Genomic DNA, 26,765 nt, shown 5'->3' with positions numbered 1-26,765 from the left:
CTCGGTTCAAGTGCTCCACAGGAGGCAAAGGAGAGGGCATCAACCCACGTCTTGTGGCTTGGAACCCCACAGGAAAGGCTGCTGTTTCACCTGATCAATGAGCCAGCGGATCAGACCATTACTAACGGCTGCAATCGGACCCACCATGATCAAAGACTTCACCTCAGATCGTGAGATCTTGACGTTGCCGCCAGAAACCAGCATCGCCGTAGACTTCGTGATATCTCGCAGCGTCCCGTAGGCGAACACCAAAGGCAAGATGCAGAACAACCGAATCGGAATCGCAGATCGAGGTACTGACAGCAGATATTCTGCCGCCTTGTCCAAGTCCTTCCAAGCGAGTTCTACCAAGGACTTAATCGCCGCGTGATTCTGGTGAAGATGATCAGGACTGAGTAGCAGCTCTTGACTGCTGCCGTGGGCCTCTAGAGACTGCTGGGGCACATAGATAGAGTTCTCATGTTCAGCATCCCAGGCAATGTCTTTCAAGATGTTGACCGTTTGTAGACCTTCACCAAAGGCCGCGCAGGTTTGCCGCAGTACGTGATAGATCTCAAAATCGACGCTGGGGGAATGCTCGTACCAAAGGTCCGTGAGCAAATAGCCGACCACGCCCGCCACGTAATAGCAGTACTCTTGATATTCCTCTAAGGTCTTGATCCGAATCCCCTGAGGATAGCGATGGACAAATTTCTGCATTCCCTGCACCATCTCGGTGACCCAGTGACGGAGGGTTTGCTGGGATTGCTCTGTCAAACTGCGGTAGAGGGCAAAGACTAAATCAGTGTGCTCCACTAACAATAGATGAGCTGCTTCCCCCTCTAAATGCTCAATGGATTGTGGGAAGGCGTTGGCAACGCTGGGATCCTCAAAGCAGTTGAGGAAACAGTCAAGGAGACGAATTTTGGTCTCAACTGTGGCAACCGGGTCGTCTTCAATGGTGTCGGCAATGCGGCAAAGTAGGTAGCCACAAAGAACAGAGCGCCCGAGATTGCCGGGTAAGAATCGGATGCTGATTGCAAAGGTGCGGGACACCTGAGGCAAAATTTCTTGGCAAAACTTCTCGACCTGCTTCTGATCGATCGATAATTCCTGTGCTATCTGTAACATAACCGTTCACTCCCGCTTTAAACCAAAATTAAAATAATCACACCCAACCACAACGGTTAATGAAATATACCTTGAGTACAGTCCATCTCGTTCATTCTCAGATCAGAATGAATGCTCGTCGGTATTTATTACTATATCCAGGGAAGATAGCACAGGTCCGTCCACGTCTGCTGACTTTAGCCTGCCTTGGGGCTGTCTCTGCCGCTGGCACTCGTAACCATGCGAGGGGTCTTAGTGCATGACGATGCAATCCAGGTTTTTAGTTCCGCAAGGGGCTGAGTATCAGGCAGTCTGCAGGGGACTACGAGGGGCTGTGCTTTGTCCAGAGCCGGTTGCGCTCCCGGTGGGGCCGGGGCCGGTAGCGGCTTTTTTGCAGGACTGGTGCAGGACTGATCCGTGGGCTTCTTCTCCGGGGGCGGCCGTCCTAATGATGGGGCTCTGCGGTAGTCTCCGTTCTGATCTGGGGGTGGGTGCTCCCGTAATTTATCAAGCCTGTCTAGATGGTCGGGCAACGGATGTACGCCGATTGCCTTGCGATCATCTCTGGACGATGCGTTTGAAAGATGGCCTAGTCGCTACGGAAGGGGTGGCTTTGACTTGCGATCGCATCATCCATCAGTCCCAGGAAAAACAGGCTTTAGCCGACCACTATCGGGCCGATGTTGTCGATATGGAAGGCTTTGCTGCCTTAGACGTGCTGCAGCAGCATAATATTCCCGTCGCCATGCTGCGAGTGGTCAGCGACGACCTCCATCATGACTTGCCCGACCTTTCCTCTGCCATCAGTCCCGAAGGGAAGCTCCAACCCTTGCCGATGGCCGTTGGCATGCTCCGTCAACCGGCAGGGGCAATCCGACTGATTCGCGGATCCTTGAAAGGACTGCAGGTGCTGGAGCAGCTCACGCGCGATCTGGCTAAAGCTTTAGCAGCGAGCGAGCCATAAAAAACGTACAGATCGTTTTTGCATCGATAGATTCACCGCTCCGAATGGCCGTTTCCAGTTCGTCCGCCGTCATCAAGACGGTCTCAATATCCTCATCTTCATCTTGGGCGGGTGGCGTCTCTAACCGCTCTAGATCCTGCGCCAAGTAGGCATAGATAATCTCATCAGAATAGCCCGGTGCCAGCGGGAACTCCGCCAGTGGCTGCCAGCGGTGGGCCTTATACCCCGTTTCCTCCTGAATCTCGCGCTGGATTGTCACAAAGGGTTCTTCCTCGATCTCCACGGTACCCGCCGGGAATTCTAGCAAGCGGCCCTGCAGGGCAAAACGATACTGTTTCACCAAGACAAACCTGCCGTCTTCTAGCACCGGCACCGCCATCGCTCCCCCCGGATGTCGAACACAGGCCCAATCTCCCGTTGAGCCATTGGGAAGCCTCAAATGATTAATCTCAAACGAAAACTTGCGGGCATTGCAAAAAAGCTTTTGCTGCAGAATTTCTGGTGGTTCAAGAGAAAGGGACATAGGCGTGAAGAGATTGAAAAGGGCAACAGTGGTCATGTCTTTGGCCCTGGCCTGCAGAGCTAGCAGTCCGAAGCGTCAAAGTCTTTCAGACAGAAAAATTTGGAGGGCGTATATGTCAGGGCGAGGAACCGTTCAAGTTGCCTCCAGACGTGGAGGCAAACGTTCGACGCCTGTACAGTCTATCGCTTGCCTGAGCTGTGCAATGGTCCAAGATTGCCTTTGGGTAAGCCCGGGGTTTGGCAGACCCTCTTCTTCGGCAGCCTGCGTTCCTAGGATGGGGTGAACCCAGGTCGGCAAAATTTCAGCGAGCGGAACGAGAACAAAGGCCCGCTCATGCAGTCTCGGGTGTGGCAGAGTCAGTGCAGGGGTCTCCATGACAACCTGGTCATAGAGCAGTAGGTCAAGATCCAATGTGCGGGGGCCCCAGTGTTGCTGGCGCACACGCCCGAACTGTAGCTCAATGTCGAGCAATCTCTGTAAAATCTGTGATGGTGGATGATGGGTCTGGAGCAGCAGGCAGCCATTGATATAGCTGGGCTGTGGTGGCCCCACCGCTTGAGTTCTATACCAGTGAGACTGGTTGGTTAGCCGAAATCCTGGGCTTGCACCGATTTGCTGGACGGCAGCCTGCAAAGTTTCTAGAGAATTGCCGAGATTGCTGCCCAGAGCAATGGCGGCTGTTGCCTGATTCAAGAATTCGCTCCACAGAAATATATACTGTACAGATAGGCTGCTATGCTGAGAGGCCGAGACACTGCTTTATGAATAGATTCCTTGAGTTGATATGTCTCTAAGTTCACCTCAGGCTCTTTGCCTGTCTCCAGCTTCCTCGAAAAGTTCAACTTAGAGATCCGTGGAGTTACAGCAACTATTTAAATCCCCTCATCCTGTGATTGGGGTAATCCATCTACTTCCGTTACCCACGTCATCACGCTGGGGCGGGAACCTTAAGCCCGTCATCGATCGGGCTGAGCAAGAAGCGGCTGCTCTAGCGGCTGGTGGCGTTGATGGGCTGATTATCGAAAATTTCTTTGATGCGCCATTCCCCAAGGATCGGGTTGATCCCGCCGTGGTGAGTGCCATGAGCCTAGTGGTGCAGCGGGTCATGAATCTGGTTACCTTGCCCATTGGCCTCAACGTCTTGCGGAACGATGCCTGTAGTGCAATGGCGATCGCAACCTGTGTGGGTGCTCAGTTTATTCGTGTCAACGTGCTCACGGGGGTGATGGCAACGGATCAGGGGCTCATTGAAGGGCAAGCCCATCGGCTACTCCGCTATCGCCGGGAGTTAGGAAGCGACGTCAAGATTTTTGCAGACGTGTTGGTGAAGCATGCCCGCCCCTTGGGGACTCCCAACCTAACGACGGCAGTGCGGGAAACCATCGAGCGGGGGTTAGCGGACGGTGTGATTCTGTCTGGCTGGGCTACCGGTAGCCCACCTAACCTGAGCGATTTAGAGCTGGCGATGGCTGCCGCCCAAGGGGTGCCGGTTTTGATCGGCAGCGGTGCCGATTGGGAAAATATCCCCGAGCTCATTCAGGCCGCGAACGGCGTGATTATCTCCAGCTCTTTGAAGCGTCACGGTCAGATTGACCAGCCCGTCGATCCCATTCGCGTCAGCCGTTTCGTTGAATCAATGCGACGTAGTCTGGCGACCCAAGAATCCAGTCAGGCTAAATCATCGGTCATGCTAGGGACCGACTGACCCTCACTGTAGCCTGTGATTTCTATCACGATGCAGCCTGATGCAGCACACAGGATGGGTCGCCTGAGGTCACTGCTTGATCGTCTTAAATCTCTGAAGATGGTGACACCACTGGATGAGGAGAGAAGAGATGGTGTTCCCCAAAATTAAGGCTTTTGCCGCTAGTCACCGCCAAGCATTAACCATTGGGACAATCTTTATGCTGAGTATTGTGAGGTTGACGCCCCCCGCTGCCCTCGCAGAGACTCTGGTTCCTGAAGCAAACCAGAGTCTGGAGACCCAAACCTACCTGTATGGCGAGTCGGCCCAGGCGAACCAAGTCGGAAAAGGCTATGTCGTTTTTCAGCGACAGGGGCACAGCGTTGTGGGGGCCTTCCACTACCCGCAGTCCGAATTTAGCTGTTTTACAGGCAAAATGATCAACAAGCGGCTTCAGGTTGTAACCCTTGCCTTGGGAGAAGAAGCGCCCTCATCGGTGAATGTGCCTCTATCTCAACTCCATGCTGTTGGAACTATAGGAAGCAGTGAGAAAAATAGCCTCAAGACTTGCCAGCGGTCGGCTTCAGAATTCCAGCCGCGGAGCGTTGTCCAAGTGCCTGCTCAATAGCGTGGTTCAAAGGCAAGAACTGGTGGGGAAAATTTTATCCAGTTGAGTCATGATCACATCGAAGCGAAAGCTGCCTGCTAACTGGCGCAGCGCCTGGCTCAACGCTTGCTGCCCAGAGGGAAGGTTGGCAATCAGCTGCAGCGTTCGTTCTTTGTCCTGCACGACGGTTGTTTAGATCTTTGTTGACTTGGGCTGTCAGGTGTACTGTGCCCTGAGCGGTAAACTTGAGGGCATTCCCGAGCAAATTCATCAAGATCTGGCGGAGTTTACTGGTGTCAGTCCTGATATAGCGCGGTAAATCGGGAGCATTTTCAAATTGGAGGTCTAGTTATCGATGGGGGAGGGCATCCCGTGAGTTCAAGCGACTAGACATATCAAGACCCTGCTAATGGATGGCCAATGCTCAGGAGCATTATGATCAGAGTTGAACAATTTCCGTCGATGCTTAAGCCACTCACTGCTGACATTATTGTTCTATCTCTTCAAAAGAGTGAAAAACAAAGGTAAGCCAGAACAGTTGCTCTGTTAAACAGCGTTTGAAGCATCAGCTGCTCACTTCTTATTTAGCTAGTCTCAAATAGTAATACCGATTTTACCTTTCAATCTCATTTTAGAATGCCCAATTTGAACAAAATCTTGCCAATTAACGCCAAAAATGAATGAAATAAGTCCTTTCGTAAACTTGTCCCAGGCTACAGCTGTTTGACTGAACTTGTGACAGGGGCCAGTCAGAGGAGGTTCAATCTGCATCACCAGACTCAAGTTGCATAAGAGAGCGATAGCGATGAAGGAGGCAGTTGCCCTCGTTCAGTGGAGCAGGTGCGCGCTGGCGCTCCTCGCGCTTCTATTGGGTTTGCCGCCTGTATACATGGCAGTTTTTACACCTTATTCCGTCTCCTCTCCTTTGTTTCAGGGCCGGTCACTTCCGCCTGGGAATGCCTATGACCTTTACGTTGCCAACTGGGGCTACCATACCTCCATCATTCTGCAGCAGCCTCAGGGCTGGCGTCTCGGTCCTTCGAACGCCGTAGACGCACCGTTTGTAGAGTATAGCTGGGGCGATCGCAACTTCTACATGAACGCAGATTTTTCTCCATCGGCCATCTTCGCTACCGTTTTCTTACCCACTCAATCGGTGCTGCATCTAAGAAACTGGTCGCAGGCTCCTACCTCCGATGACGGGATGCGCCATCTTTACCATCGACAAATCAACGCCCAGCAGCTCAGCACTCTAATCGGTAGCCTGGAGACTAGCTTCAAAGGGGCCGAACCCCAGCGCCCGGAAGCTTTGCCACCTGTTGCACGTTTTCGAGGCCGCTTTTACCCTGCGCGTGAGTTTTATATTTTTTGGTCTGCCTGCAATGCCTGGACCGTCAATCATCTAGCGGCAGCAGATTTAGCAAGGCCCGGATGGTCCGTTTTAGCGGCAGAGCAAGTGGCACCAAAACTGCGGCATTTTCAGGCTCTATCCCGCAGTCACTAACATAGGAAAGGAAACTAGGGAGCAAAATGGCATATATCCGAGGTCTATCGTTCAGCGTTTTAGTGAGCCTGAGTTTAGTCAGCTGCCACAATACTGCAGCTTCGGGTTCAGACCCTGTGCCTGTTGCTTCATCGGGTGACCTGTCTGAAGAAAGAGTGGAGCCTGTTGAGCCAATTCAAATTCAAGTGGGTGACCTGCCGCAGCCCTATGCCTCTCGCTCCGCCAGCCAGCGGCCTCAAGTGATTCCGCGCCCTGCTGATGCCAAGTTGCAGGTGCCGCCAGGGTTCACTGCCGAAATTTTCGCTCAGGGACTGTCCCGTCCTCGCTGGCTGACAGTGGCTGAGAATGGAGATGTGTTTCTGGCTGAATCCTACGACAATCGAATCCGATTGCTGCGAGATACCGATGCAGACGGGCAAGCCGACGAGAATACTGTGTTTGCCGAGAATCTCAATCAGCCATTAGGGATGGGAATTTCTCCCGATCAAAAGTGGTTTTATGTGGCGAATACCGATGCGGTGGTACGGTTTCCCTATCAGCTTGGGCAAACGCAGCTTCAGGGGAAACCGCAGCAAATCACCGAACTACCGGGAAACGGATACCGTCAGCACTGGACTCGCAATCTGACGTTTAGTCCCGATGGCCAGCAGCTCTTTGTTAGTGTTGGGTCGCGTGGTAATGCAGAGGTCGAACCGTTACCTCGCGCCTCTATTCAGGTGATGGACCTGGAAGGGAACAATCGTCAAACCTATGCCTCGGGCCTTCGCAATCCGGTGGGGTTAGGCTTTAACCCAGTGACGCAGGCGCTATTTACGACCGTTAATGAACGCGATGGCCTCGGTGACGATTTGGTACCTGACTATCTGACGGCGGTGCAGCCCGGTGCATTCTATGGGTGGCCCTACAGCTATCTAGGATCTAATCCCGATCCGCGTTTGCCGAGATCGCCTGAGCTAGAGAATAGGGCGCGCGTTCCAGATGTTTTGTTTCAGTCTCATTCTGCGGCTTTGGGGCTGGCTTTTTATACGGGGCAGCAGTTCCCCGAGCCGTACCGAAATGATGCTTTTGTGGCCTTTCGTGGCTCTTGGAATCGCTCACAGGGGACGGGCTATAAGATTGTTCGGGTGCCCTTTGATGATCAAGGCAAACCGAAAGGGTATTACGAAGATTTTGTGACCGGGTGGCTGGTTGATCCGCAAGTGCCCAGCGTTTGGGGACGGCCTGTGGGAGTTGCGATCGCAACTGATGGTAGCCTTTTGATCACAGACGAACCTGGGGGCATCATCTGGCGGATTAGCTATCAAACGCCTTCATAGACTGCCGCATTAATCGCGACCAGAGTTGAAATTATCTTAATATCTGCAGAAAGGGACAATAACTGTGGGATCATGTCGGTTGAAAACGCTTGATTTCTCACGTATTCGGTTCTTCCACAGAAGCTGATTGCGTAACAGCCCTCGCAGTTGTTCTGCGGTATATCTTTCCCTGGAAACCGACCGGTCAGAAACGAGTGCAGCGACTTTCAACTCCAAGATCCCAAGCATATCCCCTTGGGTACTTCCTTTGAACATTGAGCAGGTATCGGAGCCTGGATATGACTGAGCCTAACAACACGCCCAACGATCCTTCAGATCAGGAGTCCCTTGACGATGTTTTGAGAGGCCTGACTGCAGAGGGTTCTGAAGAGGAACAGTCTTTAGACGATATCCTCGCTAGTCTTTCAGAAGATGAGCCAGACGAATTATCGGTACCAGAGACGTTAGACACCGATGATCTGCTCGCCTCAACCGTCAACGATTCCATCGAGCCTACCTTAGTAGAGCCAGCCCTTCCCGCGCCCAGTCCATTAGAACCTGAGCCATCTGCCCCTGACGCCACACCCATCCGCATGGAGAATATCTCTGCAGAGTCAGAGCAATGGGTGGATGAGGCTTCGGCTGAGTCGATCCTCTCAGATATTGGCGAGCCAGCCTCGCCCGTTGTCTCTCAGTCTCCCGACGAACCTGCACTGCCAATTGACCCACCTGGTGAGGTCCTGGAATCAGTTGTCACGGACAATGCAGACTCTATCGCCGATTCCGCCATCTCTAGCCAGAGCGAGCAGCCCTTGAGTACAGACTCGCAAGCCATCGAAGCAACGGTCGGTGCTGATGCGCTAGATCCGCCGCTCGCATCTGCCCTTCCCGAGCCAGAGGAATCAATCTCGTTCGAGATCGCCGACTCGAGTGCCTCCAGCGCAGATGCACAGCCAGCATCCCCCTTTGATCCGCTTCCTTCGCAGTCTATTACCGATGTCGAGTCGCCGTTTGCTGCGCCAGTAGATGACACGCTTGCCGCCTTCACAGATAGTCCAGAATCTGCGACAGCGTCGTCAGCCGCTGACTCGATCCCAGAATCGATCGCTGAGCCAGAACCTCAGCCCGATTCTTCTACGCTTCCCTCAATGGAAGCAGCTGCATCTTTTGAAGCGATAGGTGGTGGTACCGAGGCTCCTTCCCCCTTCGAGCCTCCCGTTACCGCTTCCCCAGCAGCATCAGAGCCACCCTTCAGTGCACCTAAGAGCGACGTTGTTGAACCTGCCTTTACTAGTTTCACTGATACTGTCGCTGGCGATTCTCCCGCCGAGGCTCAGTCTCTAGAGCAGCCGCTGGAGGAACCTCCGCAAGAAGAGGTCGAAAGCGCTGAAGCTTCTCAGCCACAGGCCACTGAACAGCCGTGGGGACAGGCGTCAGAGTCCGATTTGCCAGCACCGACTGCTTTCGACAGCGAACCAAGCCCGACCCCCTTAGATGCTGCGGCAGAGCCTGAACCCGCCATGCCTGCTGCGGCCTTTAGTCAGCCAGAGGATCCTGTGGAGGAACCTGCAGCCCGCGAACCTTTAGAGCTGACCGATTCAGACCCTGATTTTTCTGGACCAGAATTACCCAGCCTGCCTCCCCTAGCTCAGCCTACGTTCTCTGAGCCAGCGGTGAGCCTGAGTCAAGCCTCCATTGATACGCCTGCTGCCGTTAGCTCTCAAGCAGATGCACACCCGCCCGTAACGCTTAAAACGTTATTAGAGCGTCCTCGCCATCGTTGGTTGGTCCCCTTTGGATTCATTATGATTTTGGTCCTTTTTGGGGCAATTATTTTTGGGGCACTGCGCGGTAATCAAGAGTCTGACCCGGCTCCAGAAACGCAGGAGCAGTCCTTTGTCCCTGGCTACGATGAGCGCTGATGAGCGCGACCTGAACCCTCTGCTCGAAACCCAAGCGTTGGTTATCTGCCCGAGCGCAAAGCGTTTACAATCAGAGTGGTCCCCTCCAACCTATGCTGTGGGGTCGATGCTCCAGTAAGTACATTGCTAAATTCATGACTGTTGCACACTTCAAATCTAAGGGACTAAAGCGCTCTAGTCCCCGACCGGCAAAGGCGCTCTGTAGTGACTGTGGCCTTTGCGATACCTATTACATCCACTATGTCAAAGAAGCCTGTGCCTTCCTCAATCAGCAGGTGGCTGAGCTTGAGCAGCAGGCCCACGGTCAAAGTCGTGATTTAGACAGCGAAGACGATTGGTACTTTGGGGTTCACCAACAGATGCTGACGGCCCGCAAAAAAGATCCGATTCCAGGCGCCCAATGGACCGGCATCGTCAGCACCATCGGCATTGAAATGCTCAACCGAGGATTAGTGGAAGGCGTGGTCTGCGTTCAAAACACGCCAGAAGATCGTTTCCAGCCCATGCCGGTGATTGCCCGGACGCCGGAGGATATTTTGGCTGCTCGGGTGAATAAACCGACCCTGTCTCCCAACCTGTCGATTTTGGAGCAGATTGAACAGTCGGGTCTCAAGCGCTTGCTAGTGATTGGCGTCGGCTGTCAAATTCAGGCGCTGCGCAGCGTTCAGGACAAACTTGGCTTAGAAAAACTCTACGTTTTGGGCACTCCCTGCGTTGACAACGTGCCTCGGGACGGTTTGCAGAAATTTCTTGAAACCACCAGTAAGTCCCCTGAGACCGTGGTGTCCTACGAGTTCATGCAGGATTTTCGGGTCCACTTCAAGCATGAAGATGGTTCAGAAGAGCAGGTGCCTTTCTTTGGCCTGAAGACTGACAAGCTGAAGAATATTTTTGCCCCCTCCTGTATGAGCTGCTTTGACTACGTTAATTCTCTGGCCGATTTAGTCGTGGGCTATATGGGTTCCCCCTATGGCTGGCAGTGGGTGGTGGTGCGTAACGAAACAGGGCAAGAGATGCTAGATCTGGTTATGGATCAGCTCAAGACACAGCCGGTGATGTCGGAGGGCGATCGCAAAAGCGCCGTCCAGAACAGCATCCCCGCCTACGATAAAGGTGTGACTTTGCCAATGTGGGCCGCAAAATTAATGGGCGTTGTGATTGATAGGATTGGTCCCCGAGGCCTAGAGTACGCCCGCTTTTCCATTGACTCTCACTTCACCCGGAATTACCTGTACGTGAAGCGTAACTATCCCGAAAAGCTGGAGGGCCATGTGCCAGCATATGCCCAGAAAATTGTGGAGCAGTACACCCTACCGGATTAACAGATGAGCAGAATGCTAGAGGGTGGCAATGCCTCGGCGGGATTCAGAGGTTTAGGCATCTCTTTTCGATTGGTGGGCTGGGCTAGCTTCTGGATCAAGCTAGTTCTCGCCATCATCTCGGGCGTCACGATTCTGTTTGCCTTTCCGTTTGCCTTTTTTCGTCAGAATCTAACGCCCAATGTTCCCAACGTTCCGGGTAGTCAGGTCGCTGCCTCTAGCCCGTCCGGTGGCTTGGGGCTGCTGATCATTGCCATTGGGATCGTTTTCCTGAGCGTGAGCGTGTTCTGGAGCTTTAGGTTTACGCGCTTCTCTCGGCGATTTTTAATCCCGGGTGCGAATCCGCCGACGAAGGCAGAAACGTTGCGCATGGTGAAGCTGGCGCTGGTCACTGATGTGTTTGGCATGCTGATGGCGGTCATTGGGGGAGAGTGGATTGTGGGCGTCATTATTGGTAAGGCGATTTCTCAAGGCGTGGTCTTTGCGGGCCTGACTCGCATTGTTGAACCGATTGAGCTGTTGGTGGTGCAGGCCTGCATCAATACAATGGCAGGGCAGTTCGCGGGCATTGCTTCAAGTCTGTGGCTGCTGCAGCGCACGACTCAAATTCGTCCCTCTAAATAGAGCTATGGCTGAGTTACCTCCTCTCACAACTGAAACACTATGGGCCATCATCCACGGCGATATTCCTGACGACACCGTCAATCAACTGGTGTGGGAGGGGCTAGGGTATCGAAAAGACCCTGACACGGGCAAATGGGATATTTCTGCTGTGGAGCCGGACTGGGTTGAGGCTTATCCAGAACCGCCCAATTTTATTGATAGCCGTCCGGCCACCGTTAAGCTAACGCGATCCATTCCAAAAGAGAATAAGCAGCTCCTGAAGGAACAGCTTGGATTTGAGGGCTATAAGGTTGGGGAACTGACGCCAACAAAGACGAGACGAGCGACGGCTGTAAATTGGCTGTTGAGTTATCTGCGCCAAATTGAGTAGCGGGTCTGCGTCTACACAACGATAAATCTTGGGTCGTTGAGTAAGGCTGCCAACAGATTCTGAACCCTTACGGCAGTGATGGGAGCGAGTAAAACACCGTTGCGATAATGTGCTGTTGCCAGGACGACATTCGGGTGGCTGGCTAAGGTCTCAATAACAGGGGCGGGTCTACCGTCAGGTCGGGGACGGAGGCCGGACCAGGTTTGTAGAATTTCAGCTGTTGCTAATGTCGGATCAAGTGCGATCGCATCTCCTAAAACCTGCTCCAACAAAGCCGGATTTGCCTGGGGACTCTCCAAAGAATCTTCTTCAGGGAACTCCACCGTCGCCCCCACCCAAAGTTCCTGAGCATTAAGGGGCACAAGGTGCACGTCTCCTCCATTCACCACCGGATAGGGATAGGCGAACGGATCGGGGCGCTTCAGTCTTAAGGCCTGTCCCAATACTGGCTGTAGTGTCAGCGACGGCTGTAGTTGAGCTGTAAGCAATTGTGAGTCTAATCCTGCCGTGATTACAACCGCATCCACCGGAGTCACATCTGTTTCTGTGACAACATAGGTAACTCGTTGATCAGACCCACAGCGAAAATCTTGTATGGGCGTCTGCCAAATAAACTGGACGCCTTGGAGTTGGGCCGCTTTAATGAGAGCCTGCGCGCAGATCACCGGATCCACCTGTCGATCCTGGGGAGAGTAGATGGCCCCCACTGCCGCATTTTTTGCCTGTCGAGCCTCCGATAGGTCGGGGTATCGCTTTAGTAGCTGAGCGCGATTCAAAATTTCTAACGTGAATCCCTGACGCTGGCGCATGGCCTGGGTCTTTTGCCAATAGACCAGATCCTGTGGATTAAAGCAAAGCTGGACAATGCCCCCACGGTTATAGGGAATAGCAATGTTGGTTAGGGCTTCTAGTTGGGGAATGATGGATTCATAGCACTGCAGACTTTCTAAGCAAAGCCGGACATGCTTGCCCTTTAGGCGCGTGCGGACTACCGCCATTAAAACGCCTAAGGCGGCTCCTGTCGCCTCCCATTTATCAGGCGTACGGCGGTCCCAGACGGTAATTTCCCAGTCTGTCTTTTGGCTGAGGGTGTAGGCGATCGCAGCGCCTACAATCCCGCATCCGACGATGGCAATCTTCATATTGGGTTCCAGTATTGAAACTTAATAACCTAACGCCCCTCCGTGAAAAACTTTGTGCTAGCATATGACTGCTTCGAAGAGGTAGCCACCCGCTCAGCCGCTATCGTCTTCAACAAGTAATAAGCATTAGGACTCGCAAAATCTGAATATGACAAATAATACGATCACCCGTCCGGTATTGCATCCGATGGGTAAGCTGCAGCGTCAGGTGCAGTCATTGGTAGATTCGGGCAAGTTACAGCCCGGTGACGCGATCTGGAAAGTCGGTTTTCTGTTTCGAGACAACTGGACGCACTGGAAGGAAGAGCTGCTGGACTTTGAATTCTCCATGCAGGATCCGATCCAAAGCTTCCTGGATGTCGAAGACTGGGATGAAGACTAGGGTTGTACTCTCCCCCCACCTGTGAAAAAACGCGTTACTCTAACTTTCCCGCGACGGACGGTGCAGATGCCCGTCACTTACCGGCTCGCTAAAGACTTCAACATCGCAGCCAATATTATTCGTGCCCAGGTCGCCCCGAACCAAGTGGGTAAGCTGGTGCTGGAGTTAGCGGGAGATATCGATCAGTTAGATGCTGCTATTGACTGGATGCAGGCGCAGCATATTGATGTCTCCTTTGCGAGTCGAGAGATTGTCATTGATGAAGACTGCTGTGTTGACTGTGGTCTCTGTACAGGGGTGTGCCCGACCGAAGCCCTGACGCTTGAGCCTGAAACTTTTCGGCTAAATTTTCGACGATCGCGCTGTATTGTCTGTGAGCAATGTGTACCTACTTGCCCTGTTCAGGCAATTTCAACGAATTTTTAGGCGTTTAAAGACTTCTACCGCCGCCAAAACTCCTATATTCACCAGATAAATAAAAATAACTTTGAAGTCCTAGACGTACTTTAGGCATCAAGGTTTAATAAGGCTGGGGGAGCAATGCAAAATCCTGTTTGTACGGGGGCGGCTGCCTCGATCGTTGTATAGAAATCGCTATTGATGTATACCCGTACCGTGCGGCTGCGTGATACCGATGCCGCGGGGGTGTCCTATTTCACCTCAATCTTAGAAAGCTGTCATGAAGCCTATGAAGATTCTTTGGCGGCCACCGGTATCGATATGCGCTCTTTTTTCAGTAATCCTGAAACGGCCATCCCGATTGTTCACGCCCACGTAGATTTTCTTAAGCCTACGTTTTGTGGTGATCAGCAGGTGATTCGGTTCACGGTCAATTCTTTGTCTGAGACAGAGTTTGAGGTACATTACGAGATTGTCTCGACGCATAAGTCAGAGGCACTCATCGGGAAGGCGATGACGCGTCATGTTTGTATTAATCCGATTAGTCGCGATCGCAAACCCCTTCCTGAAGACATCGCGGCTTGGCTACGACGCTGGAGCATTGCCTGAGGCACCCTTTCCCTTCTTTAAATATGTGATCATAGAACTATTGGAGTTCCCTCGACGTCCATTAGCTAAGCGGTGTAGAGAGGAATTGCCTATGACCCTCATTGATCTGCGTGAGTTATTGGCAATCTAGCAACTGTTGAATGTATGGGTGACACTATCAGCTCCACCGTTTTCGCTTTGACTCATTATGGCTTCTGGTTAACCTGCGGCAGCACAGGTGTCCTGTTGGCTTTACTGATGCGTTCTCGTCGTCGTGACCAGCAACAGTCAGAAGAGCAGGTTCGCCAAGTTACACAGCTTAAGACTGCTCAGCAGCAAGCTAAGCGACTCCAGGAACAGTTGAGTGCAGCCACGGGCCTCAACCAAGACCTACAGGTGTCTGTCGATCAGGGACAAGCAAGAACTGCAGATCTAGAACATCAGGCTGCAGCCCTGACTCAGGCGCAGCAAACTTGGGCGCGGGAACAAGCCTCCCAAGCCTCTCGTATTCAGATGCTAGAGGCGCAAGAGCAAACGCTCGTCCAAGAACAGGAGCAGCTTCACACCCGTCTGCAGCAAGCGCAGGAGAATGTGACGGGGCTTGAACAGGAACGTCTGACTTTTTCCGAGGCTAAAAATCAGATAGGAATAGACTTGAGGCAGTCTCAAAATAAGATTCGAACCCTGCAAAACCAACTCCAATCTTTGCAGGCTGAGCAGCAGGCACAGCAGCCCCAGCGCAGAATACTAGAGCAGCAGATCGAAACGCTAACCCAGCAGCAGGCCAAGCTGACTCAAGATCTGCAGCAGGCTCGGTCTGAAGCCAGCCGACTGCAGCCTCAGTTCCAGACGCTTATTCGAGAGAAAGAAACCCTGGGCGCAACGGCGCAAGAGTCTCAGGCTACGATTCAATCGCTACAGCAAACTGTAGACCGGCTCACTCAAGATCACGATGAGATGCAGCAGGTGCTTCGGCAGCGGGAGGCGCAACAGGCAGAGCAACGGGAGCACGTCCAGAGCCTAGAGCAGCGGTTGGAGTCAGCACAGGCAATTCATCCGCGCTTGACGGAGTTGGAGCGATCTCAACAGCGCACAGCAGAAGAGCGAGACCAGGCACTTGCCCAGCTACAGGAGACGCAAGTCCATCTGACGGAGCTGCAGTCTCTCCAGACCCAAGTTAAGACACTGCAAGAACAATTAGAAGCGGCCTGGACGCACCGTGAGCAGCTAGAGATTCAGGTTCAAACCCTGACGGCAGAGAACAATCAGCTTTGTCCTGTAGAAGATGTTGAGCGATTGCAGGCACAGCTCCAGCAAACGAGGATTGAGCTTGAGCAGGCTCAGCAGGCCGTCTCGCCAGAGGTGACGGCAGAGTTACGGGCGGTGAGCCAAGAAAGAGAGCGCCTGATCATTGAATTGGAAACAGCAACTCAGGCGCTCTCACAACAGCGGGCAGTGAGTGCAAAGGTACCGTCAGATTGGGAACAGCGCTTTCAAGGTGTTGTTGAAGAACGCGATCTCATCTCCCAAGAGCTGCATCAAACCCAGCAGACGACCACCGACCTACAGCACCAAATATCTGAGCTAGAACAGCAGCAAACCCAGGTTCGAGAAACTGCGGATCAGGCGACCGTGGAGCTAACGTCGCGTTTGGAGCGGGTCGTTCAAGAACGCGATCGGATCCAGCAAGAGCTTGACGCTGCCGTCTTGCGAGCTGAGACCTTAACGTCCTCTCAACAAAGTGCTCAGCAAACGCAAGTTACAGCGCTAGAAGCGCAGTTGTTGGCTCTAGAGCAAGACCGCAATCAAACCGCTGCCGCATTGACTGAAACGCAAGCTGAGGCGACTCAGCTCCAGACCGTCATCCATCAACTAGAGCAGCAGCAGGCGCTTCTAGAGACCGATTTACAGCAGACTAGGGCACAACCTGTGGCTCTAGAACAACACATTGAGGTGCTGGAGCAAGCGCACCAACAGAGCCAAGTTGAGCTGCAGCAAGCCAAGTCAGAGATCCTGCGGCTGCAGGTTCAGGTCCGTGATTCTAGCTCTCAGAAGCAGCTACAGAGCTTAGAGCTAGAAAACTTAGAGAACCAAAAGACGAGCATTGAAGAGGCGTTAGAGCAGGCTGTGGCGTCAGCAGCTCCCTTAGCAGAGCAGGTGATTACCCTTACCAACCATCGTGATTTACTGATGACTGAAGTGGGTGAAGCCGAAGGTGTGATTACAGATCTGCAGACGAATATTCAGCGTCTAGAAGCCAATCTGGGAGACGTGATGCAGGCTTTACAAGAGGCTGAAGATCAGCCCCTTGAACAACAGCTAAGGAGTGTGATTCAAGAACGCGATCGCATCCAGCAAGATCTTCAGTGGGCGAAGGCCGCCACTGTGTCTGAGCAAGGAGAAAGTCGAGCGCTCAGACAGCAGCTTCAAGAGCTGACCAATACTCTAGAGCTGCAGCAAAGCAATCTAGCTCAAGAGCGAGATCAGCTCAAGGCAGATCTGCAGGTGGCCCAGACGACCCTTGCTGAACGAGAGGCGGAAGCCCAAGAGTGCACGGCTCCTGCAGAGGATAAGACACTACAGCAAACTATTGAGACGCTGACCCGCGAGCAGAAGCAGTTAAGTCAAGATTTTCGAGCGGCCTGCGAAGCAGGTGCCGCGCTTGAGCAGCAGGTCCAAACACTGCAGCAGGAGAAAGCACAGCTTGAAGAAGCAATGCAGCTTGCCCAGCAGGTTGTCGCCACTCTGCAGCAGCAGGTGCAGAAGGCACCAGGAGCCACCTCCCCAGCCCCGAATGCCGTTGACTCCACTAGTGCAGAGCCAGTCTCCCGCTCTTCTGTTGCTGATCAAAGCTTCGTAATCACAGGCAAACTTGCCTCTCTCAGCTCAGATCGGGTGAAAGCTTTGATTGAAGCTGCCGGTGGCAAAATCAATGCTCACCCCAGTGCTAAAACAAGCTATATCGTTGTGGGTCAAAACCCAGGCAATAAACTACAGAAAGCTGAAAAATACGGTGTTCCGCAGTTGACGGAGGCCCAGTTTCTAGATCTATTGGGTCTCGAACCTAGCCAACCTTAACGATTTTGCGATTGACGGCTTTCAGATAGCTGCGGCACTGTGGGCATCTCGTCATCATTGGTGTTGTTGATTGGCGATGGCCGCACTTTGGGCAGGCCCCTCGGGCCACTGACCACTGCAATAAAACCCCAATTCCGCACAGGCCAAACCAAAGAGGGACAACACTCCATAGCCACGAGCGTGACACCTGCGGCAAAATAATCAGCGTCACGGCAACCAAGAAAGAAAGTAAGCTGCCCCACGCCACGCCCCCATACACGCGCATGGCGCTGGTGTAGGTTTCTTCATTAGATGCTTGAGAGGGTCTCTGTGCCATGACGTCAGTGGCGCGTATTGAAGTGCTATTACCCTATCTCAAAATCCTGGGGCCGGTCAAACCTCAGCCGTGCAGTCACTATGGCCTTTCTTTGAACAAAATTTCTTTCTTAAATTGCGGGTGACGAAGCTGATGCTGGCCTACATAAAGATAAAATTGCCCCTAATCCTGCATAATTTTGTCTCGACTGCTAGATAAATATTCATAGGAGTTTACTCCTTATCCTCAAATGCAGATATCACCATCTCAGATCCTGGCCCTTGGGCTAGGGTCTTTTTATTTGCCCGACCGCAATTGCTCAAGAGCTGAGGGGCTACAGTAAACTCTAAAGACGTGGCCTTTGCCCGTTCCTCATTTCCAATGTGAGTCTGGCTACTTCTGTCGTCGTCAGTTTGTTTGCACTTAATTGTATTGCCCTACGATCTCTATGGCCTGCCGAATCTGCTCAAGCCTGCTTCTCTGCGGTGTTATGGTGGCTCTACCTGCACAAGCTAACGGGGAGATGCGACGGCCAAAGGCCAGTGATCAGCCTTCGCCTCTCCGCGCTGCCCAGGCGATATCCAACCTATCCGGGCCATCGCTGCCGACATCGGTGGCTAATGCTGTTTTTCAAGATATTGAGGCACGCTGGAGCCTAGACCCCACAGAAATGCGTGTCATTCAAACAAAGCCCAAGCTGTGGTCTGATGGCTGTCTAGGTCTCGCGCCACCGGGAGAGTTCTGCCAAGAGGTGCTGGTTATGGGTTGGCAGGTTACCGTTGCCCGTCGCCGCCAACAGTGGGTCTATCGATCCAACAATTCTGGAGAGCTAGTGTCTTGGGATCAGGCTGGCAGTAGGCTGGACAGCTTGTTTACGCTCCAGTCTCAGCCCATCGATACCGTACAGAAACCAGAACGCTTCCCGAAAAAAGTCGTCTTCAGCGCCATCACCCACGACGGTAGTCTAGAGACCCAACGGGAAACTTTACTGCTCAAAGATGGCAGCATTCTGCAGAGAAAAGATTCTCAAATACCCTTGACCGAAAATCAGCGCATTGGTGAGATCTCGCCAGAAGCGGTCAAGATGTTTGCAGCCCTACTCAAGCAGCAGCAATTTCACCAGTTTGATGGTCTCTGCTATCTGGGAACCGATCAACCTGCTGACGCAAGCAAAACATTCTTCCGTAGCAGAAAAACAACTGTTTGCTATACAAAACCTAGCTCTGCGCAACTACCCTCAGCTCTGCAGACCGTCATTCAGGCTTGGACACAACTCATGCCCTAGCTCTGGCTATCGGCAGCCCCTGAATTATTAGACTGCTGCTTCTCACCGTCTTGCTCTTGATTCTCGGAATTATTTTCCTGGTTGTCGGAACGGTTGTAGAATCTCTTGCCAAAACGACCGGTGTTCCGCTTACGGAACTTGCGGGCATAGGCTTGGTTCCGAAGGGCTTTTTCTTTCTTTAGGTTGCGGCGCTTAGCCATATTGACCTCAGTAATGTGTTGACCCCGTTGGGCAACAGGGACGCTCCTATTCTATGAAATTGGCGGAGCTTGCTCAGCAGTCACTCATGATATCACGTCTTTTGGGAGCAAGTGGGCAACTACCGACGACGCGAAAGATTCAGACAGGCTCGTGCCAGTCGCCGTAAATGTATAGAATTATTAATGGTCTTTTCCTGCACTGTGAGTCATAACAATGGCTGTTGTCCTAGATAGCGTTTCTAAAATTTACAACGATGTTCCGGTGGTGAAAGATTTTTCGCTGCAGATTCATGCAGGGGAAATTTTTGGGCTGCTTGGCCCCAACGGGGCGGGCAAGTCCACGACGATTCGGATGCTGACGACGCTAACGAAGCCCACGTCTGGGCAGATTGCAGTGGCAGATTTTGATGTGGTCACTCAGGCCCGTCAAGTTAAGCGCTCTATCGGCGTGGTTCTGCAGCAAATCAGCGTCGATATGGACCTTTCTGTTTGGGAGAACATGGAGTTCCATGGTCGGCTGCACCATCTGCCGCAGCCCCTACGGAAGCAGCGCATTGAAAAATATCTTGACTATGTGGGCCTGCTCAACCGTCAGCAGGATGCCGTGCGCGGTTTGTCTGGCGGAATGATGCGGCGGCTACAGATTGCGCGTGCCCTGCTACAGGAGCCGCAGATGCTGTTTTTGGACGAGCCAACGGTGGGCCTAGATCCGCAATCGCGGCGACGGCTGTGGGAAATTATTCGTGATCTCAATACGCAGGGTATGACGATTTTATTAACCACGCACTATATGGAGGAGGTGGAAGCCCTTTGCGATCGCATCGGCATTATGGATCAGGGACAGCTCATTGCCCTCGGTACCTTAGCCGAGCTACGGCAGGAACACGGTGAGGGTTTGCTCGTCAAACAAATTGAGGCCTCACACAATCAGAATCAGGGTTCACTGCAGTGGGACTATCAATTTTTCTCGACCTTAGCTGCCGCTCAATCCCACCTCGATCAGCAGGCCGACCGTGTGGGCATGATGGTCCGTCCTACTAACCTAGAAGATATTTTTGTCGAACTGACCGGTCGCAATCTTGACTAGAATATTCGCAACCGTCTATGCATCTGGCCTATGAGTTCTGTCGATAGCCTCACCGACCTACGGTTGTCTACCAAGCTGGAAGCGGTTCTATACCTCAAGTCTCAGGCGCTCACGCTGGCCAAGCTTACCGAGTACGTAGGGGAAGAACGCGACGACGTCGAAGATGCCCTGATCGAGCTGATGCAGGACTATGCCCAGCGAGATAGCGCTCTAGAGATTGTAGAAACCGATCAGGGCTACAGCCTTCAGTTGCGGGAGCGCTTCAATGCCCTGGTGCAGACTATGATTCCCGCTGATCTTGGAGTGGGGGCACTGCGAACCTTAGCCGCAATCGCCCTCAAAGGCCCCATTCTACAAACAGACCTTGTTGATCTGCGCGGATCGGGCGTGTATCAGCATGTCCAGGAGCTAGCTGAACAGGGATTTGTTCACAAGCGGCGCCAGGCCAATGGCCGTTCCTTTCGGCTGCAGGTCAGCGATAAATTTTATCAGTACTTCGAAGTTGATGAGCTGCCCAAAATTTGATGTTTCAATAGACCTGGATCGGTCTATGGTACTGAAGTGGGGGCTGCTACGACCAGTCGATTCTGCCAACCAATCCTACTCAAGCCTAGTCTTGTGGTTGCCCAGCTCATGAAGTTTTCTCTTTCTCCGTTAGCTCTTGTTCAAGGTTCCCCCTCTTCTCAGCGCATTGGTATACTGCTGATCCTCTGCAGCCTTGCCTGCAGTAGCTGCCGCCAAGATGTACCTGCACAAGCGCCAGAAACCTCTCCCCAACCGACTCCTACTGCCTCTTCTCCCCAGCCGCGTCCCTCTGACTCTGCTACCCCGCCCACTAGATTCTCGCCACCGTCACTGCCACCGCTGCCACCGCCAGCTAATACGCTGCCGCCCCTGCCGCCCCAACCTAAGCCCATTACAGCGCCGAGCCCTCGTCCCAAAGCGATTACGGCCCCGAGGCCTAAGCCGCAGCCTCCCACTACGCCGACGCTGCCCACGCCTGCCGCTACGCCATCTCCTCAATCCGCTCCTGAGATAACGCCGAGTCCTAGTCCTACTGCTGAAGGTACCCCAATTCCTGCGCCTCGAGAATAGGCGGATCAATGCTGTAGTGTTACCTCGCATGAATCTTGCAGAGATGATTTGAGTTGGGGCCGCAGAGGGTAGCAAAAAGGATAAAGCGGTAGTCGTTGAGAAATATGATCCTTTGGGGCAATGCGGGTGAGACTTGATCTATAACTAAGGTGTCTCTACCGATTGGTTGAAGCAAATTTTGTGGACACTGAACTACGATAGAAGAACATAAATTTTTAGTGAGGACTTCTGATCCTGAAAAAGTCACAGATTAACCACCGAATTGAATCCCCCAAGGTTCTGCTCATTGATCAAGATGGAACCAATCACGGCCTGACTGACACCCCAACGGCTTTGAAGCTGGCTCAGGAAGCAAAGCTAGATTTGGTTGTTGTCTCTGAACGAGAAGAAGCGCCGGTTGCCAAGATCTTAGATTTTGGTAAGTTCCGGTATGAGCAGAAGAAGAAGCAAAAGCAAAGTGCGGCTAAGCCTTCTCTGAAAGAAGTCAAGCTGCGTCCGAACGTGGGAGAAGCCGACTACGGCGTCCGTATTAACCGAGCGCTGCAGTGGCTTGAGAAAGGCGATACGGTTCGATTCCAGGTTCGACTGCGAGGGCGCGAACACCAACACCGTGATCGCGCTGTTGATCTGCTTAATCGGGTGATTGAAGACTTGAGTAAGGCTAGCGAAGTCCAGGTCTTTGATAAGAAGGCACTTGTGCTGCAGGTAACTGCCATCTGAGTATTGAGCGGCGGTCACCATCATCTCTCCGCTGGGCTTTGAACGATCATCTTGACTCCCGATGCAGGCGCGACATTGACGCCTCGGCGTTTGGGTGTCTCTGGCATTTGATTGGCTAGCGTTAAGCAATAGTGAGAGAGTATTTGGGCCACAATCAGCTTCATTTCGAACTGGGCGAGAACGTCGCCAATACAGCGTCTAACGCCGCCGCCGAAGGGTAAAGACTCAGACATAGAATACTTGCGATCTAGAAATCGTTCCGGTCGAAACTGCTCGGGTTCTGGGTAGAGATCGGGGCGACGGTGCTTTAGGTCGATGCAGGCATAGACCCGAGTGCCGGGTTCAAGGGGGTGGTCCATTAAGGCCATCGGTGCCGCAACCTCTCGGGGAAAGGAGAGAAAGGCTACTGATGAGATTCGTAATGTTTCGTTACAGACAGCAGTGAGGTAGGGGAGCTGGGTCAGGGCGATTGGCGTCAGATTTCCCCCTTCGTTCTTCAGCTCCGACTGTAGGTTCTCTAAAACAGTTGGGGTGCGATGGATCCAGTATAAGGCCCATGCGATCGCATTTGTTGTGGCTTCATGCCCTGCTAGCAAAAGTGTCAGCAGTTCATCGTGAAGTTTTGCGGCTGACATTGGCCGCCCCTCCTCGTCCTGAGCTGCCATCAAAAGACTCAAAATATCTTGTGGGGAAGCGTCTTGCTGGCCTCTGCGATCTTGAATTTCAGCATAGAGCAATTGGCTAATCTGTCGCTGCAGTGATTTCAGGTACCCCCAGGGCGTCAATTTACCCTAGTCTTGCTGCAGCGCGGGGATGAACAGCGGATTTTGGATCCGGTCAGAGAACGCCACCAGTAGTGCTTTTAATTGCTGGAATCGCTAGCCTTCATTGAGGCCAAAGACAACGCGCAGAATCACCTCAATGGAAATATCTTGCACTAACGTTCGAGCAATGAAGGATTCCCCTATCGATAGAGGAGCCAGAGCCTTGAGTGTTAGGTCCGTAATCAGATGACCGTCGTTCGCAATGTGGTCTCGGTGGAAGGGGGCATCAGCAGTTTGCGCTCGCGGCGATGGCGATGCCCTGTTAAACCAAACACCGAGTGGTCCCCGACAATGGGCCGCAGGAGCTGGTTAGAGAGCGCGGCTAATTCTTTGGTGTCGCTGGAAAAAATTTTTGAATGGCTTCGGGATGGCTGACAAATAAAACCTGAGCGTGCTTGCCGATGACGGGTGCATTAAATAGATCTCCGCAGCGAACCGCCGCTTGATCCATAGACTCCAGCGGGTTGAAGGTATATTGAAGCGTTTGTAGCCAACGGGGGGCGTCTGACGCATTGGGAATAGCTGGAGCAGTCATAACGATCATCCATTACAGTGATGAGCTTTTAGAGTCAGGGGGGCGGCTCCTGTGTATTACGACTTCTGAGACCGCACTGAATCACGAAAACGCTTTTGAGCTTCTTGAAAGGATTTTTTCATGGTCTGTTTGATTTTTTGCGGGTCGGGTGTTTTGCCGCCCATTAAGTCACCAAAATAAACGCAGGCTCCTTCGCCTAAGGCCCAAGTGTAGGCAGCAGCCCAAGAGGCAGCCACAACGCTGCCAATACCTGGGATGAATTTAATCAGTTCCCGGCCAATGAGCTGTGCCAAAAAGCCACCGGCAATGGCGCTGGCAACGCCCCCTGCCTGAGAAAAAGACAGTCGCTGACCGTAAAGCTGGCCTAGCAGGCTGACGAGGGTGACCTGTAGCCCTGTCAGCACCGGCATCGTGGCTAAGGGCAAAGGGACAGCCGCTAGTGTTGCCGCCATCATTGAGAACGGCAAAATGTACCGGCGGCCCGCGTCTCTATACAGCTGCCCAATTTCATCTCCGCCCTCCGTTTGCTCTAGCAGTTGATGAATCATTTGAGATTCAGCGGCGGGGAGCAGTTCGGCTAGTTCGTTGGCGAAGGCGTCGAGGCCGTAGAAAACCGGAGTAAACCCGTCTTCTTCTAGCGTGAAGTCGATTAAGGTGGTGCGATCGCAAATCTCAGAAAACTGCTCTTTTAGTGCTGTTACAGCTCGCTGCAGCTCAGGATAGGTCGGTGGATAAGCCGGATGGTGGTCTGTGGGATACAGATCGTGCAAACAGGTGATCGCCAGCAAGCAAGGAATCTCGGGGTGAGCACCGCGGATCCGCATCATAAGCTGCTGCAAAAAATCCGTGGCAAAATCTGTGGCCTTCACCGTTAGGATAATCACCCGTGATGCCTGCCCGACATCCTTGGGAAGGACTTTGTTTAGTTCGTCTGCCAGTTCATCGGCTTCGTTGCCACCTTCCCCTAAGCCGATGGTGTCTGTAAAAATCAGCAGTGGTAAATCTTCTGTGGGGTAGGCGTAGTTCTGTGTATGCTGCGTGTGGGGCCGGAATCCTTGGCCAACAATTTCGGCGCTGACCCCCGTTAATCCGCGCACAATAGAGCTTTTACCAGTCTGAGGCTTGCCGATCATCAAGACTTCTGTTGTCGGTAGCTCAGCTCGAATCTGCTCTAGAATCGCCGCCATATCTTGATCGCTAACGCTAAACCAGCGGCTGACTAACTCTTGAGCCTGCTGAAGTGGCGAAAGAAGGCCACGGGCATTTTTCAGCCAGTCTTGAGGAAAACTCTTAGGGAGCCGCCATCGATTCTTACCCTCATTTTTGGGCAAAGAATTTTCGGGCTTATGCTCAGCATCTTGGGTCATGCTGTCGTCAGCGTCTAGGATCGACCGCTGGGTGCATCATCTGAACCTGGAGACTGGTCATAGAGTGCATCAAGCTGTTCGCGGGCATCATCTACCGTCATTGAACGCATGACTAACAACGGCTCATCGATCACATTGCCGTGATCATCCATCAGCTCTGGGTGGGGGGCTTTACGTCGTTGAGAAGCGCGAGGAGAGGTGCGGGAGTAGGGACGCTGGGCCTCACGCCCAAACATGAGTAAGTTGCGAATTAGGTTACTGATTACTAGAGTCGTCAGCACCGTGAACGCAAGAATGTAGAGTAGCTGTACCATGTTCTTGGTCTCTCCATTGCCAACGGAAACTTGAGCAGCATCTGAACAAAGACGCTCGCACTATATCTATTCTACTCATTTCAGGGCAATTGCTGATGGCTTACGTTGCGTAGCTGCTGCGTCGAAACTCAAAAATAACCTGCCAGCATTCTGTGACCAGCTGATGCCAGCATATGAGAATGGGCGGCTCTATCCCTATTTGTCCAGAGGTCGCTTTGAATAGGCTGCGGGCTGCTGCGACCTTTGGCAATGTACTCTGAACGCGGCGGAGTAGCTCTGCCTGTCTTTGCTCGTCTAGCAAATCAAGCGATTCATGCTCTAAGAGCGATCGTGCACGGCTCAGCCAATATTGAAAGTTTGCCAGTAAAGAATCAAGGGGCAGTGGCTCCGGAGAGTATCGGTTGGATTCAAACATCGGATTTAATTTTTTTTAATAGGTGAATATTATCACCCTGCCGTTGGTGATTCTGTGTCCCTGATGTACCTTTTTCTGCACATAATCTGCTAAAGACACAACTTAAAGTCTGCTCTACTCTTGAGATCTCAGGTGACGATATCTTCGTAGTGCTCGACCTCTGGAAAGGTTTCATAGAAAGGATGGAGTAGAGTTTTCCTGTCTTGATATTGAGGCGAACTGCGAAAGCCTTCGGTATGGTCAGTCAACTTTTCCCAGGTGACCAGCAGGATATATCGATGCGGTTTCTCGATGCACTTTTAAGGTCGTGGTTGATGTAGCCAGAGACGCTGGCAATAAGCGGCTGTGCCTGGGAAAAAGCCTGCTCAAACTTGACCTCTTGACCGGGAATGACATCAAGAATTGCAACTTCTAGAATCATGATCAAACCCTCGGTTGCTTAATCTGTCTGTTGTTGACGCCTGCTGATTTCTGTCTGAATGGCTTTGAGGCTGGTTTGCAGTGCTCCTCGGAATACGGCATGGAAGGTTCCATCCATTAGACCTAGGTCAGCGTCAGCCACAACGAATTGCTTGATGAGTGTTTGATCCTGTTGCTCAGCGTTGTTAACGGGCGTGATTTGCCAGTATCCGCGAAACTCTTTGAGGTCTCCTTCTGTCATTGTGAAGTCGACGCGCTGCTGCCCTCGCTCTATATTTTCTGTCTGGATAGTTGACTCAATGTCAGCGAGCAGAATCTGTGTGTTGTTGGTTTGCTCCACAACTGTACGGCTGTCGTCTGTCTCTAAAACCTCGCTGGCAGAGACGTTGGGTAGAAATTTATGGAAGTTTGCATAGTCGGTTAGCACCTCCCACACTAATGATGGCGAAGCGTCAACAAGAACTCTGGCAATGTATTCACCGGCGTCTCCAGATATCACAACCTGCCCATTGCGAAGACTGTCTTGCTCTGCTGGAGCAAGCGCTGCAGCTAATTCTTGAAAAGATTTTTTTGATGCCTGTCCGGTCATGCTGATGATTTAACTCTTTGAATCGTTTATCTTTAACGCTTTTAACACTTTTGATTAGACAGGCTCGCTCAATATCGCACCTCTGTTATGGGATAGATCTTCTCTGCCGCTGGCCCCGGAGATCGTGGG

At 52.5% G+C, this 26,765-nt stretch carries 31 protein-coding genes and 1 pseudogene; 17 read left to right on the top strand and 15 right to left on the bottom strand.

Going from position 1 to position 26,765, the window contains the following annotated elements:
- Positions 1-39: 39 nt before the first annotated feature.
- Positions 40-1,110: a phytoene/squalene synthase family protein gene (locus C1752_RS16365; RefSeq protein ID WP_110987123.1), complete on the bottom strand. Its 1,071-nt coding sequence runs from the start codon at positions 1,108-1,110 to the stop codon at positions 40-42.
- 238 nt (positions 1,111-1,348) lie between these two features.
- Between C1752_RS16365 and C1752_RS16360 the strand changes: the two genes are divergently transcribed.
- The gene (locus tag C1752_RS16360; protein WP_110987122.1) at positions 1,349-2,053 is read left to right on the top strand and encodes a phosphorylase family protein; all 705 of its coding nucleotides are present in this window, start codon (positions 1,349-1,351) and stop codon (positions 2,051-2,053) included.
- Here C1752_RS16360 and C1752_RS16355 read toward each other — a convergent pair.
- The gene (locus C1752_RS16355) at positions 2,025-2,576 is read right to left on the bottom strand and encodes an NUDIX hydrolase (RefSeq protein WP_110987157.1); all 552 of its coding nucleotides are present in this window, start codon (positions 2,574-2,576) and stop codon (positions 2,025-2,027) included. The genes C1752_RS16360 and C1752_RS16355 overlap by 29 nt on opposite strands.
- Positions 2,577-2,708: 132 nt before the next feature.
- Positions 2,709-3,269, bottom strand: a complete 561-nt coding sequence (gene folK / locus C1752_RS16350) for a 2-amino-4-hydroxy-6-hydroxymethyldihydropteridine diphosphokinase (RefSeq protein ID WP_110987121.1) — start codon at positions 3,267-3,269, stop codon at positions 2,709-2,711.
- Between the two features lie 160 nt (positions 3,270-3,429).
- Between folK and btpA the strand changes: the two genes are divergently transcribed.
- On the top strand, positions 3,430-4,281 hold the full coding sequence (btpA, locus tag C1752_RS16345) for a photosystem I biogenesis protein BtpA (protein ID WP_110987120.1): 852 nt from the start codon (positions 3,430-3,432) through the stop codon (positions 4,279-4,281).
- A gap of 130 nt (positions 4,282-4,411) precedes the next feature.
- A complete protein-coding gene (locus C1752_RS16340; protein WP_110987119.1) occupies positions 4,412-4,888 on the top strand; it encodes a hypothetical protein in 477 nt (158 codons plus the stop codon).
- Between the two features lie 6 nt (positions 4,889-4,894).
- Here C1752_RS16340 and C1752_RS28505 read toward each other — a convergent pair whose 3' ends face one another.
- Positions 4,895-5,050, bottom strand: a complete 156-nt coding sequence (locus C1752_RS28505; protein ID WP_158535113.1) for a hypothetical protein — start codon at positions 5,048-5,050, stop codon at positions 4,895-4,897.
- Between the two features lie 622 nt (positions 5,051-5,672).
- Between C1752_RS28505 and C1752_RS16335 the strand changes: the two genes are divergently transcribed.
- The 6 genes from C1752_RS16335 (at position 5,673) to C1752_RS16310 (ending at position 11,901) form a co-directional block, all read left to right on the top strand.
- Positions 5,673-6,371: a DUF2459 domain-containing protein gene (locus C1752_RS16335; RefSeq protein ID WP_110987118.1), complete on the top strand. Its 699-nt coding sequence runs from the start codon at positions 5,673-5,675 to the stop codon at positions 6,369-6,371.
- Positions 6,372-6,397: 26 nt separating this feature from the next.
- Positions 6,398-7,687 carry a PQQ-dependent sugar dehydrogenase gene (locus C1752_RS16330; RefSeq protein WP_110987117.1) on the top strand — a complete coding sequence of 430 codons (1,290 nt, stop codon included), beginning with the start codon at positions 6,398-6,400 and terminating at the stop codon, positions 7,685-7,687.
- Between the two features lie 278 nt (positions 7,688-7,965).
- Positions 7,966-9,588, top strand: a complete 1,623-nt coding sequence (locus tag C1752_RS16325) for a hypothetical protein (protein ID WP_110987116.1) — start codon at positions 7,966-7,968, stop codon at positions 9,586-9,588.
- Between the two features lie 134 nt (positions 9,589-9,722).
- The gene (locus tag C1752_RS16320; RefSeq protein ID WP_110987115.1) at positions 9,723-10,910 is read left to right on the top strand and encodes a Coenzyme F420 hydrogenase/dehydrogenase, beta subunit C-terminal domain; all 1,188 of its coding nucleotides are present in this window, start codon (positions 9,723-9,725) and stop codon (positions 10,908-10,910) included.
- A 3-nt stretch (positions 10,911-10,913) separates the two neighbouring features.
- Positions 10,914-11,531, top strand: a complete 618-nt coding sequence (locus tag C1752_RS16315) for a DUF3611 family protein (RefSeq protein WP_110987114.1) — start codon at positions 10,914-10,916, stop codon at positions 11,529-11,531.
- A gap of 4 nt (positions 11,532-11,535) precedes the next feature.
- Positions 11,536-11,901: a DUF1823 family protein gene (locus C1752_RS16310; RefSeq protein WP_110987113.1), complete on the top strand. Its 366-nt coding sequence runs from the start codon at positions 11,536-11,538 to the stop codon at positions 11,899-11,901.
- Between the two features lie 11 nt (positions 11,902-11,912).
- Here C1752_RS16310 and C1752_RS16305 read toward each other — a convergent pair whose 3' ends face one another.
- Positions 11,913-13,043 carry an NAD(P)/FAD-dependent oxidoreductase gene (locus tag C1752_RS16305; protein ID WP_110987112.1) on the bottom strand — a complete coding sequence of 377 codons (1,131 nt, stop codon included), beginning with the start codon at positions 13,041-13,043 and terminating at the stop codon, positions 11,913-11,915.
- A 148-nt stretch (positions 13,044-13,191) separates the two neighbouring features.
- Here C1752_RS16305 and C1752_RS16300 point away from each other — a divergent pair, with 148 nt between their 5' ends.
- From C1752_RS16300 to C1752_RS16285, 4 genes are all read left to right on the top strand, one after another.
- Positions 13,192-13,425 carry a DUF4327 family protein gene (locus C1752_RS16300; RefSeq protein ID WP_233501646.1) on the top strand — a complete coding sequence of 78 codons (234 nt, stop codon included), beginning with the start codon at positions 13,192-13,194 and terminating at the stop codon, positions 13,423-13,425.
- A 21-nt stretch (positions 13,426-13,446) separates the two neighbouring features.
- Positions 13,447-13,851: an NIL domain-containing protein gene (locus C1752_RS16295; RefSeq protein ID WP_110987111.1), complete on the top strand. Its 405-nt coding sequence runs from the start codon at positions 13,447-13,449 to the stop codon at positions 13,849-13,851.
- A gap of 174 nt (positions 13,852-14,025) precedes the next feature.
- A complete protein-coding gene (locus C1752_RS16290) occupies positions 14,026-14,433 on the top strand; it encodes an acyl-CoA thioesterase (protein WP_110987110.1) in 408 nt (135 codons plus the stop codon).
- 144 nt (positions 14,434-14,577) lie between these two features.
- Entirely contained in the window at positions 14,578-17,490 is a 2,913-nt protein-coding gene (locus C1752_RS16285) for a BRCT domain-containing protein (RefSeq protein WP_110987109.1), read from the top strand.
- Here C1752_RS16285 and C1752_RS16280 read toward each other — a convergent pair.
- Positions 17,477-17,806, bottom strand: a complete 330-nt coding sequence (locus C1752_RS16280; protein WP_110987108.1) for a hypothetical protein — start codon at positions 17,804-17,806, stop codon at positions 17,477-17,479. The two genes, C1752_RS16285 and C1752_RS16280, sit on opposite strands and share 14 nt — an antisense overlap.
- A 502-nt stretch (positions 17,807-18,308) precedes the next feature.
- On the opposite strand from C1752_RS16280, the gene C1752_RS16275 reads away from it, so the two are divergent.
- Complete coding sequence (locus tag C1752_RS16275; protein WP_146242363.1) at positions 18,309-19,070, top strand: DUF8738 domain-containing protein; 762 nt, start codon at positions 18,309-18,311, stop codon at positions 19,068-19,070.
- On the opposite strand, the gene C1752_RS16270 is transcribed toward C1752_RS16275, so the two are convergent.
- A complete protein-coding gene (locus tag C1752_RS16270) occupies positions 19,067-19,270 on the bottom strand; it encodes an Asl3888 family RNA-binding protein (protein WP_110987106.1) in 204 nt (67 codons plus the stop codon). The genes C1752_RS16275 and C1752_RS16270 overlap by 4 nt on opposite strands.
- Before the next feature lie 208 nt (positions 19,271-19,478).
- On the opposite strand from C1752_RS16270, the gene C1752_RS16265 reads away from it, so the two are divergent.
- Both C1752_RS16265 and scpB read left to right on the top strand, forming a co-directional pair.
- Positions 19,479-20,357, top strand: coding sequence for an ABC transporter ATP-binding protein (locus C1752_RS16265; protein WP_110987105.1), 879 nt, complete (start codon positions 19,479-19,481; stop codon positions 20,355-20,357).
- Positions 20,358-20,387: 30 nt separating this feature from the next.
- Positions 20,388-20,882: an SMC-Scp complex subunit ScpB gene (gene scpB / locus C1752_RS16260; RefSeq protein WP_110987104.1), complete on the top strand. Its 495-nt coding sequence runs from the start codon at positions 20,388-20,390 to the stop codon at positions 20,880-20,882.
- Between the two features lie 158 nt (positions 20,883-21,040).
- Here scpB and C1752_RS28500 read toward each other — a convergent pair whose 3' ends face one another.
- Complete coding sequence (locus C1752_RS28500) at positions 21,041-21,355, bottom strand: hypothetical protein (protein WP_110987103.1); 315 nt, start codon at positions 21,353-21,355, stop codon at positions 21,041-21,043.
- A gap of 325 nt (positions 21,356-21,680) precedes the next feature.
- Here C1752_RS28500 and infC point away from each other — a divergent pair, with 325 nt between their 5' ends.
- Positions 21,681-22,172, top strand: coding sequence for a translation initiation factor IF-3 (gene infC / locus C1752_RS16250; protein ID WP_110987102.1), 492 nt, complete (start codon positions 21,681-21,683; stop codon positions 22,170-22,172).
- A gap of 20 nt (positions 22,173-22,192) precedes the next feature.
- On the opposite strand, the gene C1752_RS29000 is transcribed toward infC, so the two are convergent.
- From C1752_RS29000 to C1752_RS16220, 7 genes and pseudogenes are all read right to left on the bottom strand, one after another.
- Positions 22,193-22,957: a cytochrome P450 gene (locus C1752_RS29000; protein ID WP_199464420.1), complete on the bottom strand. Its 765-nt coding sequence runs from the start codon at positions 22,955-22,957 to the stop codon at positions 22,193-22,195.
- Positions 22,958-23,318: 361 nt separating this feature from the next.
- Complete coding sequence (locus C1752_RS28995; protein ID WP_199464419.1) at positions 23,319-23,531, bottom strand: hypothetical protein; 213 nt, start codon at positions 23,529-23,531, stop codon at positions 23,319-23,321.
- 56 nt (positions 23,532-23,587) lie between these two features.
- A complete protein-coding gene (locus C1752_RS16240) occupies positions 23,588-24,898 on the bottom strand; it encodes a GTPase family protein (protein WP_110987101.1) in 1,311 nt (436 codons plus the stop codon).
- Positions 24,899-24,912: 14 nt separating this feature from the next.
- Positions 24,913-25,212, bottom strand: coding sequence for a DUF2973 domain-containing protein (locus tag C1752_RS16235; RefSeq protein WP_110987100.1), 300 nt, complete (start codon positions 25,210-25,212; stop codon positions 24,913-24,915).
- A 100-nt stretch (positions 25,213-25,312) separates the two neighbouring features.
- Complete coding sequence (locus tag C1752_RS16230; protein WP_110987099.1) at positions 25,313-25,627, bottom strand: DUF2605 domain-containing protein; 315 nt, start codon at positions 25,625-25,627, stop codon at positions 25,313-25,315.
- Between the two features lie 128 nt (positions 25,628-25,755).
- Positions 25,756-26,048 (bottom strand): annotated as a pseudogene (locus tag C1752_RS30320) (antibiotic biosynthesis monooxygenase family protein).
- Between the two features lie 18 nt (positions 26,049-26,066).
- Positions 26,067-26,636: an SRPBCC family protein gene (locus C1752_RS16220; RefSeq protein ID WP_110987098.1), complete on the bottom strand. Its 570-nt coding sequence runs from the start codon at positions 26,634-26,636 to the stop codon at positions 26,067-26,069.
- Between the last annotated feature and the right edge of the window lie 129 nt (positions 26,637-26,765).

The sequence above is a fragment of the Acaryochloris thomasi RCC1774 genome (assembly GCF_003231495.1).
In the GTDB taxonomy this organism is placed as follows: Bacteria; Cyanobacteriota; Cyanobacteriia; order Thermosynechococcales; family Thermosynechococcaceae; genus RCC1774.
Note: the sequence above shows the minus strand (reverse complement) of the source record. Positions and strands in the feature narration are given on the sequence as shown.

Excerpts from the sequence above, each read along its gene's own strand:
- C1752_RS16365 (WP_110987123.1), bottom strand. The coding sequence starts at position 1,110 with ATGTTACAGATAGCACAGGAATTATCGATCGATCAGAAGCAGGTCGAG.
- C1752_RS16360 (WP_110987122.1), top strand. The coding sequence starts at position 1,349 with ATGACGATGCAATCCAGGTTTTTAGTTCCGCAAGGGGCTGAGTATCAG.
- C1752_RS16355 (WP_110987157.1), bottom strand. The coding sequence starts at position 2,576 with ATGTCCCTTTCTCTTGAACCACCAGAAATTCTGCAGCAAAAGCTTTTT.
- C1752_RS16340 (WP_110987119.1), top strand. The coding sequence starts at position 4,412 with ATGGTGTTCCCCAAAATTAAGGCTTTTGCCGCTAGTCACCGCCAAGCA.
- C1752_RS16335 (WP_110987118.1), top strand. The coding sequence starts at position 5,673 with ATGAAGGAGGCAGTTGCCCTCGTTCAGTGGAGCAGGTGCGCGCTGGCG.
- C1752_RS16330 (WP_110987117.1), top strand. The coding sequence starts at position 6,398 with ATGGCATATATCCGAGGTCTATCGTTCAGCGTTTTAGTGAGCCTGAGT.
- C1752_RS16325 (WP_110987116.1), top strand. The coding sequence starts at position 7,966 with ATGACTGAGCCTAACAACACGCCCAACGATCCTTCAGATCAGGAGTCC.
- C1752_RS16320 (WP_110987115.1), top strand. The coding sequence starts at position 9,723 with ATGACTGTTGCACACTTCAAATCTAAGGGACTAAAGCGCTCTAGTCCC.
- C1752_RS16315 (WP_110987114.1), top strand. The coding sequence starts at position 10,914 with ATGAGCAGAATGCTAGAGGGTGGCAATGCCTCGGCGGGATTCAGAGGT.
- C1752_RS16310 (WP_110987113.1), top strand. The coding sequence starts at position 11,536 with ATGGCTGAGTTACCTCCTCTCACAACTGAAACACTATGGGCCATCATC.
- C1752_RS16305 (WP_110987112.1), bottom strand. The coding sequence starts at position 13,043 with ATGAAGATTGCCATCGTCGGATGCGGGATTGTAGGCGCTGCGATCGCC.
- C1752_RS16300 (WP_233501646.1), top strand. The coding sequence starts at position 13,192 with ATGACAAATAATACGATCACCCGTCCGGTATTGCATCCGATGGGTAAG.
- C1752_RS16290 (WP_110987110.1), top strand. The coding sequence starts at position 14,026 with ATGTATACCCGTACCGTGCGGCTGCGTGATACCGATGCCGCGGGGGTG.
- C1752_RS16285 (WP_110987109.1), top strand. The coding sequence starts at position 14,578 with ATGGGTGACACTATCAGCTCCACCGTTTTCGCTTTGACTCATTATGGC.
- C1752_RS16280 (WP_110987108.1), bottom strand. The coding sequence starts at position 17,806 with ATGGCACAGAGACCCTCTCAAGCATCTAATGAAGAAACCTACACCAGC.
- C1752_RS16275 (WP_146242363.1), top strand. The coding sequence starts at position 18,309 with ATGCGACGGCCAAAGGCCAGTGATCAGCCTTCGCCTCTCCGCGCTGCC.
- C1752_RS16270 (WP_110987106.1), bottom strand. The coding sequence starts at position 19,270 with ATGGCTAAGCGCCGCAACCTAAAGAAAGAAAAAGCCCTTCGGAACCAA.
- scpB (WP_110987104.1), top strand. The coding sequence starts at position 20,388 with ATGAGTTCTGTCGATAGCCTCACCGACCTACGGTTGTCTACCAAGCTG.
- C1752_RS28995 (WP_199464419.1), bottom strand. The coding sequence starts at position 23,531 with ATGACTGCTCCAGCTATTCCCAATGCGTCAGACGCCCCCCGTTGGCTA.
- C1752_RS16240 (WP_110987101.1), bottom strand. The coding sequence starts at position 24,898 with ATGACCCAAGATGCTGAGCATAAGCCCGAAAATTCTTTGCCCAAAAAT.
- C1752_RS16235 (WP_110987100.1), bottom strand. The coding sequence starts at position 25,212 with ATGGTACAGCTACTCTACATTCTTGCGTTCACGGTGCTGACGACTCTA.
- C1752_RS16230 (WP_110987099.1), bottom strand. The coding sequence starts at position 25,627 with ATGTTTGAATCCAACCGATACTCTCCGGAGCCACTGCCCCTTGATTCT.
- C1752_RS16220 (WP_110987098.1), bottom strand. The coding sequence starts at position 26,636 with ATGACCGGACAGGCATCAAAAAAATCTTTTCAAGAATTAGCTGCAGCG.